Raw genomic sequence first — 5,954 nt, 5'->3', positions numbered from 1 at the left:
CGGGCGGCCCGTACGACGGCGGCCGGGAGAGCGCCCACGAGGCGGCCGGCCGGGACCCGGGCGGACGCGACGGCGGGTTCGACGGCGAGGTCGCGACGGCGGGCTGCCCCGTCCGCCACGACCGCGGCACCGCGCCCGCCGAGCGCCGGGAGCAGGCCGGAGCCCTTGCCGACGCTCTCCACGGGGGGCCGATGGCCCTGACCGACATCGTCTCCTCGCCCGACCCGCACGCCGTCTACCGGCAGCTGCGCGAGCGGTACGGGCCGGTGGCCCCCGTCGAACTCGAACCGGGGCTGCCCGCCTGGCTGGTGCTCGGCTACCACGAACTGCTCGCCGTCACGCGGCAGGAGCAGCTGTTCTCGCGCGACCCGCGCAACTGGCACGCGCTGCGCGAGGGCCGGCTGGCCGCCGACTCCCCGCTGATGCCGATGATGCGCTACCACCCCGTCTGCTACCACGCCGACGGGGCCGAACACCGGCGCATGCGCGTTCCGTTCGACGAGGGCGTCGGGCGGCTCAACGAGCGCGCCGCGCGGCGCCTGATCGAGGCGCGCTGCCACGCCCTGGTCGCGAAGTTCTCCGAGGCGGGCCATGCCGACCTGGTCAACGAGTACGCCGCGCAGGTGCCGATGATGGCGCTCGCCGGGTTGTTCGGCGTCGGGCAGGAGCAGAGCGAGGAACTCGTGCGCACCGTCTTCGGCGTCATGGGCTCCGGGCCCGACTCCGAGGAGGCCTACCAGACCCAGCACCGGATCATCGGCGAGATGATCGCGCGCCCGCGCTCCGCCCCCGACGAGGACCTCACCTGGACCTTCGCGCACCACCCGAACCTGGTGACGGAGGAGGAGCGGTACGCGGCGATGCACCTGACGCTCATCGCGGGGAACATGCCGGCGATCTCGTGGATCGCGCAGACGCTGCGCATGATGATCACGGATCCCCGGTTCGCCGCGCGGCTGCGGGGTGGCCGCCTCGGCGTGGACGACGCGCTCGACGAGGCACTGTGGCGCGAGCCGCCGCTGAACGCCATGCCCGCCCGCTACGTGCTGCACGACATCGAACTCGGCGGCCAGGTACTGCGCCGCGGCGACTGCCTGATCATGGGCATCGGGGCCGCGAACGACGACCCCGAGATCAGGCCCGACGAGGGCGAGGACTGGGGCAACCGCGCGCACCTCGCGTTCTCCGCCGGTCCGCACCGCTGCCCGGCGCAGCTGCCGGCCCGGCTGATCGCGCGGACGGCGGTGCGCACGGTGCTCAACCTGCTGCCCGACCTCGAACTCACCGTGCCCGTCACGGATCTGGTGCCGAGCCCGTCGCCGTGGACCCGGGTGCCCGCGCGGCTGCCGGTCTCCTTCACGCCCCGGCGGCTGGGCGACGGGCCGCAGAGCTGGGCGACTGACCCGGTCGGGTGACGCGGACTCACGATCACGTCCCCATGGCCGCTAATGTGACGCAATATGACCACAAGCAACACCGCGTCCTACGCCCCGCTCATGGGCACGCTCTCGGTGATCCCCTGGACCAGCGACCCCGCCGAGGGCGAGCGCAACGCCCCCTTCCTGCTCGCCTACTCGCTCGGTGACGGGCGGGAGGGCCCGGAGGCGGGGGAGCAGACCCTGGGCACCGTGCTCGGCGAGATCGGGCTGACGCCCGGCGACGAGGTCGTGGACCTCGCGGGCAAGCCGTCCGTCGCGATCACCCTGCTCGTGGAGGCCGGGCGCGCCGTCCTGACGATGCCGTACCTGAACGCGCAGTGCCCGGTCCCGCCGGAGTGGGAGGAGGACGCGCGCCGAGTCGGCCAGGTGTACTTCATCGTCGCGACGAAGCCCTGGACCTCGGGTGTTCCCGGACGCCCGGTCACCGAGGAGCAGTTGCGCGACTTCATCGGCGACGAGGAGGTGCTCGCCACGGCGGTGCACTGCCTGCTGCCGGTCCGCAGCCTGACCGGCTGAGCCGCGGGGTGCCCCGCCGCGGCGCCGGCGCCGCAGGGGACGCGTCCGGCCCGACAGTCCCATGGCCGGACACCCCGACGGTCCGGGAGTCCGGGGGCACGGGGCCGGGGCCGGAGGTGTCACGGGGTGCGCTGGTGGCGCCCGGTGCCGGCGGCCGGTGCGACGGCGGGCACGGCACGTCCTGCGGCCCCCCACTCCTTGACGAGCGCGTTGTAGATGGGCGTGGTGGCACGCTGGTGGCCGGGCTCGGCACGGGACGGGCTCCAGGCGTCCGCCGTCCGGTCCCAGCGCGGCGCGCGGAGGGTTTCCATACCGGGCAAACGCCGGGCGCGGCCGGGAGTCACTGTTTGGCCCGGGTCCGGGGGGACGGGGGAAACGCTTCTTCGAACGCCCAACTCATCTGACTGTCGCACTGGTTGAGCGGTGCCGACCTCCTTCGTTCCGGTGAAACCTCACGTTGTACGGGTGGGTCCGGACAGATACGGGCATAGCGTCGGCCGCATGGCAACGGCAGTGGCCGGCACGGGATCCGCCGGCAAGGAACAAGACGTAGGCGCACGGCACCAGGAAGGCACCGGCTCCGCCGGGAGCACCAGCCGGTACGGCGGCAGCAAGGCGTTCGGTGTGCTGCTGGTGGTGGCCGGCCTGATGGGCCTGCTGGCCGCCTGGGTGATCACCCTGGACGAGTTCGCGCTGCTCAAGGACCCCGGTTTCAAGCCGGGTTGCAGTCTCAACCCGGTGGTCTCCTGCGGCAGTGTGATGAAGAGCGCGCAGGCTTCGGTGTTCGGCTTCCCCAACCCGATGCTCGGCCTGGCGACCTACCCCGTGGTGATCGCGGTCGGCATGGGCGTCCTCGCGGGCGCTCGCCACCGCCGCTGGTTCTGGCTCGGTCTCAACGCGGGCACGCTGTTCGGCGTGGGCTTCTGCTCCTGGCTGCAGGTCCAGTCGCTGTACGAGATCAACGCGCTGTGCCTGTGGTGCTGCCTGGCCTGGACGGGCACCACGCTCGCGTTCTGCTACACCACGGTCCACAACGTGCGGCTGGGCGTGATTCCCGCGCCCGCCGGACTGCGCTCGGCGCTGGGCGAGTTCCACTGGCTCCCACCGCTGGTCTGGCTGGGCGGCATCGGCATGCTCGTACTCACCCGCTGGTGGGACTTCTGGACCGGCTGATCCCCGACGACCCGCACCGCACAGCACGGAGCGGACGCCCGGAGCCCCAACTCCGTGCGTCCGCTCCGTCGCGTTTCCCGAGGGGAGGGCACCCGAGGAGGGGAAGGCCCGCCCTGTGTGTGTCAGCCGTTGGCCGACGCGTTGCCGATCGCCGGGTTCAGCGCACCGACCACGTCGACGCTGTTGCCCGTGAGGTTCACCGGGACGTGCACCGGGACCTGCACGACGTTGCCGGACAGGACGCCCGGCGAGTGGGCCGCCACCGCGCCCGCGCCCGCGTCGGCGGCGGCGGACCCGGCGGCCGCACCCGCGGCGATCCCGGCGGCCGCTACGACGAGTGCGGCCTTCTTGATGCTGTTCATGCGATTACCTTTCTTCGACGTTTTGTCAGCCTATGTACGAGACCGCGACCCGACCGGAACCGGACCGGCCGCGTACGAAGACTCCGTCGCCTGGCGTAATCGCACGTGCCGCCACCCGAGGGACGGCGCGGGGCTCAGCCGCCGAGGGGGAGGCCGCCGAGGAGCGAGCCGACCGGGCTGGTGCTGCCGGTCCCCTGCGCGGACTGCTTCGAGCCCTTCTTCGCGGCGCCCTGCTTCTTGGGAGCCTGCTTGGCCTTGCCGAGGCTCTGGGCCGTGTTGCTGACCGCGTTGACCAGCGAGCCCTTGTTCTCGGTGTCCAGCGCGTTCGTGTTCAGCGGCGAGCCGCTGCGCAGGCCGTCCGACGCCAGCGTGTCGAGGCCGCCGTTGAGGCTCGTGGGGGTGAGGCCGTCGGCGAAGGCGGGGGCCGCCGCGCCGAGGGCGACCAGGGAACCTGCGACGATCGCGGCAACCTTCGTGGACTTCATGTTCGTCAACCTTCTTTCGCGTGGACTGCGATATCCCTAACGAGTCCTCGCGGCCGGTGGAAACTCGGAAGACCCCGAATTCCGCCGGTGCCACTCGTACGCCTGGCACTTCGCCGCCGCGCGTATCGGATCGCGGGCGCGGTCGTTCGTGCACGCGGTGCCGGTTCGGTGCGGTGCGGTTCGTTACGCGGTGCGCGCTCGGGTCCCGGGGCCGCCACGCCCGCGGCCCCGGCCTGCCGCAGTCCGCGGGACGCGGAAGTGGAAGCGGACGCGGACGCGGCGCGGCCCCGGCGGTGGGCACGCCGGGGCCGGGCTGTTCGCGAACGGGGGGCGTGAGCCCGCCGGTTCTAGTTCATGAGGGCCGTCGGGTCGGTCAGGCCGGGGTGGGCGAAGGTGGGGAGCGTCGAGATCCCCTCCGGGCCCGTCGCCGCGGGCAGGGTCGAGGCCGGGTCCGTCGCGGCGGGCAGCGTCGACGCCGGGTCGTCCGCCCCGGGGAGCGCGGGCAGCGACGTGGCCGGCAGGCCCGTCACGCCGGACGCCGACAGGCCGCCCATGATGTTCGCGACGATCACGTCGACGGTGTGGGTGATGGCGTCGCCGAGCGCCTGCTGGGTGTCGGCGGTGTCGCCTGCCTCGGCGCCCGCGACCAGCGCGTCCACGGCCTTCGACAGGGCGTCGAGGGCGTCGGAGATGGAGTCCGCCGGGGCGAGGGCGCGGGTGCCCGCGGCGGGGGAGCCCTTGGCGCCGGCGGGCCGGGCCGCGGCGATGGCCCGCTGCGCGGCGGCGGCGAGGCGGGTGGCCTCGGCGGCCGGGAGCCTGCCGCCCGGGGCCTTCGCGGTGGCGTCGAGCAGCCCGTTCACCGGCGTCAGCATGCCGCCGAGCCGTTTGAGCGTCTCGAGCCGGGCGGCCAGGGTGTCGGAGTCCTGTCGGGGGGCGTGCGCGGTGCCCGCACGCGCCGTCGTGGCCGTGCGGCCGCCGTCGTGGGAGGGGTGGGTGGCGGCGGCTGCGGGGCCCGCGGTGCCGAGGGCGAGGGCGGCGCAGACGACGGCGGCCGCGGTGCTCAGGGGGAGCTGGGGGCGCATGGGGCGGTGGTCCTTTCGGGGAACGCTGGGGACGTTCTCCTCACCGTGTGCGGCGCGCGTACGGGCCGCAACGCGCCCCGGTCCGAACGGGTGGCGGCCGGGGCCGGGGCGTTCCCCCGCCCGGCCGACGCGGCCCCGGGCCCGAACAGGCGGAAGCCGCCCTGCCGGACGGCGGGGCGGCTTCCGAACTGCTGTCGAGGCGGTGGGCCTCAGGCGTTGACGCAGGTGTTGCCGAACGCGGGGTTCAGCAGGCCGATCACGTTGATGGTGTTGCCGCAGACGTTGACCGGCACGTGGACCGGAACCTGGACGACGTTGCCGGAGAGGACACCGGGCGAACCGATGGCCGCGGCACCCGCGCCGGCGTCGGCGAACGCGGCACCGGACGCGCCGGCGACAGCGGCGACCGCCGTGGTGGACAGAACAACAGCCTTCGCGATACGCGACATGGGGATGAGGCCCTTCGGTGTGACAACAAACGAACGACGGGCGTGAGTGCCCGACGTACCGATCAACGCGGCGGGGCCCGATCGGTTGCTGCCCCGAATGAGTGAAGCCCGCCGTCTTGTGGCTGGCCGCCGGTCCTTCGCGCGGGCGTGCCCGCGTGCCTCCGTCACATTCACCATCCGTTCTGTAAAGGTGCCTATCTGTTCGGCCGGAACCATTTCCGACCTTTTGTCCGGTTGCTCGGTTGTTCAGTGGTTCGGTCGTTCGGCTGTCTGGCCATGCCTATCTGACGGAGGGTCCCGTGCGGGCTTCAGCGATGCGGGCTTCGGCTGTCTCCACCGCCCGGCGCGGGCTGCTGTGCCTGTGCGCGGCGGGGCTGCTGGCCGCGGCGGGGGCGCAGCAGGGCCTGGCGGCGGACGCCGCCCGCGCGTCCGGCCCGGCGCACGCCCT

Annotated in this window: 8 protein-coding genes; 3 read left to right on the top strand and 5 right to left on the bottom strand. The window is 73.5% G+C overall.

Features of this window, described 5'->3' with window-relative positions; genetic code table 11:
- The first annotated feature begins 191 nt into the window (after positions 1 to 191).
- The gene (locus tag L1885_RS22000; RefSeq protein WP_235798897.1) at positions 192 to 1,415 is read left to right on the top strand and encodes a cytochrome P450 family protein; all 1,224 of its coding nucleotides are present in this window, start codon (positions 192 to 194) and stop codon (positions 1,413 to 1,415) included.
- 45 nt (positions 1,416 to 1,460) lie between these two features.
- Positions 1,461 to 1,955, top strand: a complete 495-nt coding sequence (locus L1885_RS21995; protein WP_235798895.1) for a DUF5949 family protein — start codon at positions 1,461 to 1,463, stop codon at positions 1,953 to 1,955.
- Between the two features lie 119 nt (positions 1,956 to 2,074).
- Here the strand turns inward: L1885_RS21995 and L1885_RS21990 are convergent, their stop codons facing one another.
- On the bottom strand, positions 2,075 to 2,266 hold the full coding sequence (locus L1885_RS21990) for a hypothetical protein (protein WP_235798894.1): 192 nt from the start codon (positions 2,264 to 2,266) through the stop codon (positions 2,075 to 2,077).
- Between the two features lie 190 nt (positions 2,267 to 2,456).
- On the opposite strand from L1885_RS21990, the gene L1885_RS21985 reads away from it, so the two are divergent.
- A complete protein-coding gene (locus L1885_RS21985) occupies positions 2,457 to 3,128 on the top strand; it encodes a vitamin K epoxide reductase family protein (protein ID WP_268984364.1) in 672 nt (223 codons plus the stop codon).
- Positions 3,129 to 3,250: 122 nt separating this feature from the next.
- Here the strand turns inward: L1885_RS21985 and L1885_RS21980 are convergent, their stop codons facing one another.
- The 4 genes from L1885_RS21980 to L1885_RS21965 all read right to left on the bottom strand — a co-directional run bounded on the left by L1885_RS21980 (position 3,251) and on the right by L1885_RS21965 (position 5,506).
- Positions 3,251 to 3,490 carry a chaplin gene (locus L1885_RS21980; RefSeq protein ID WP_235798893.1) on the bottom strand — a complete coding sequence of 80 codons (240 nt, stop codon included), beginning with the start codon at positions 3,488 to 3,490 and terminating at the stop codon, positions 3,251 to 3,253.
- Positions 3,491 to 3,624: 134 nt separating this feature from the next.
- Positions 3,625 to 3,975, bottom strand: coding sequence for a hypothetical protein (locus L1885_RS21975; protein ID WP_235798892.1), 351 nt, complete (start codon positions 3,973 to 3,975; stop codon positions 3,625 to 3,627).
- Between the two features lie 347 nt (positions 3,976 to 4,322).
- A complete protein-coding gene (locus L1885_RS21970; RefSeq protein WP_235798891.1) occupies positions 4,323 to 5,057 on the bottom strand; it encodes a hypothetical protein in 735 nt (244 codons plus the stop codon).
- Between the two features lie 209 nt (positions 5,058 to 5,266).
- Positions 5,267 to 5,506 carry a chaplin gene (locus L1885_RS21965; RefSeq protein WP_235798890.1) on the bottom strand — a complete coding sequence of 80 codons (240 nt, stop codon included), beginning with the start codon at positions 5,504 to 5,506 and terminating at the stop codon, positions 5,267 to 5,269.
- Between the last annotated feature and the right edge of the window lie 448 nt (positions 5,507 to 5,954).

The sequence above is a fragment of the Streptomyces fuscigenes genome (assembly GCF_021556455.1).
Taxonomy (GTDB): domain Bacteria; phylum Actinomycetota; class Actinomycetes; order Streptomycetales; family Streptomycetaceae; genus Streptomyces; species Streptomyces fuscigenes.
The sequence above is the reverse complement of the archived record's forward strand: the minus strand, read 5'-3'. Positions and strand labels throughout refer to the sequence as shown.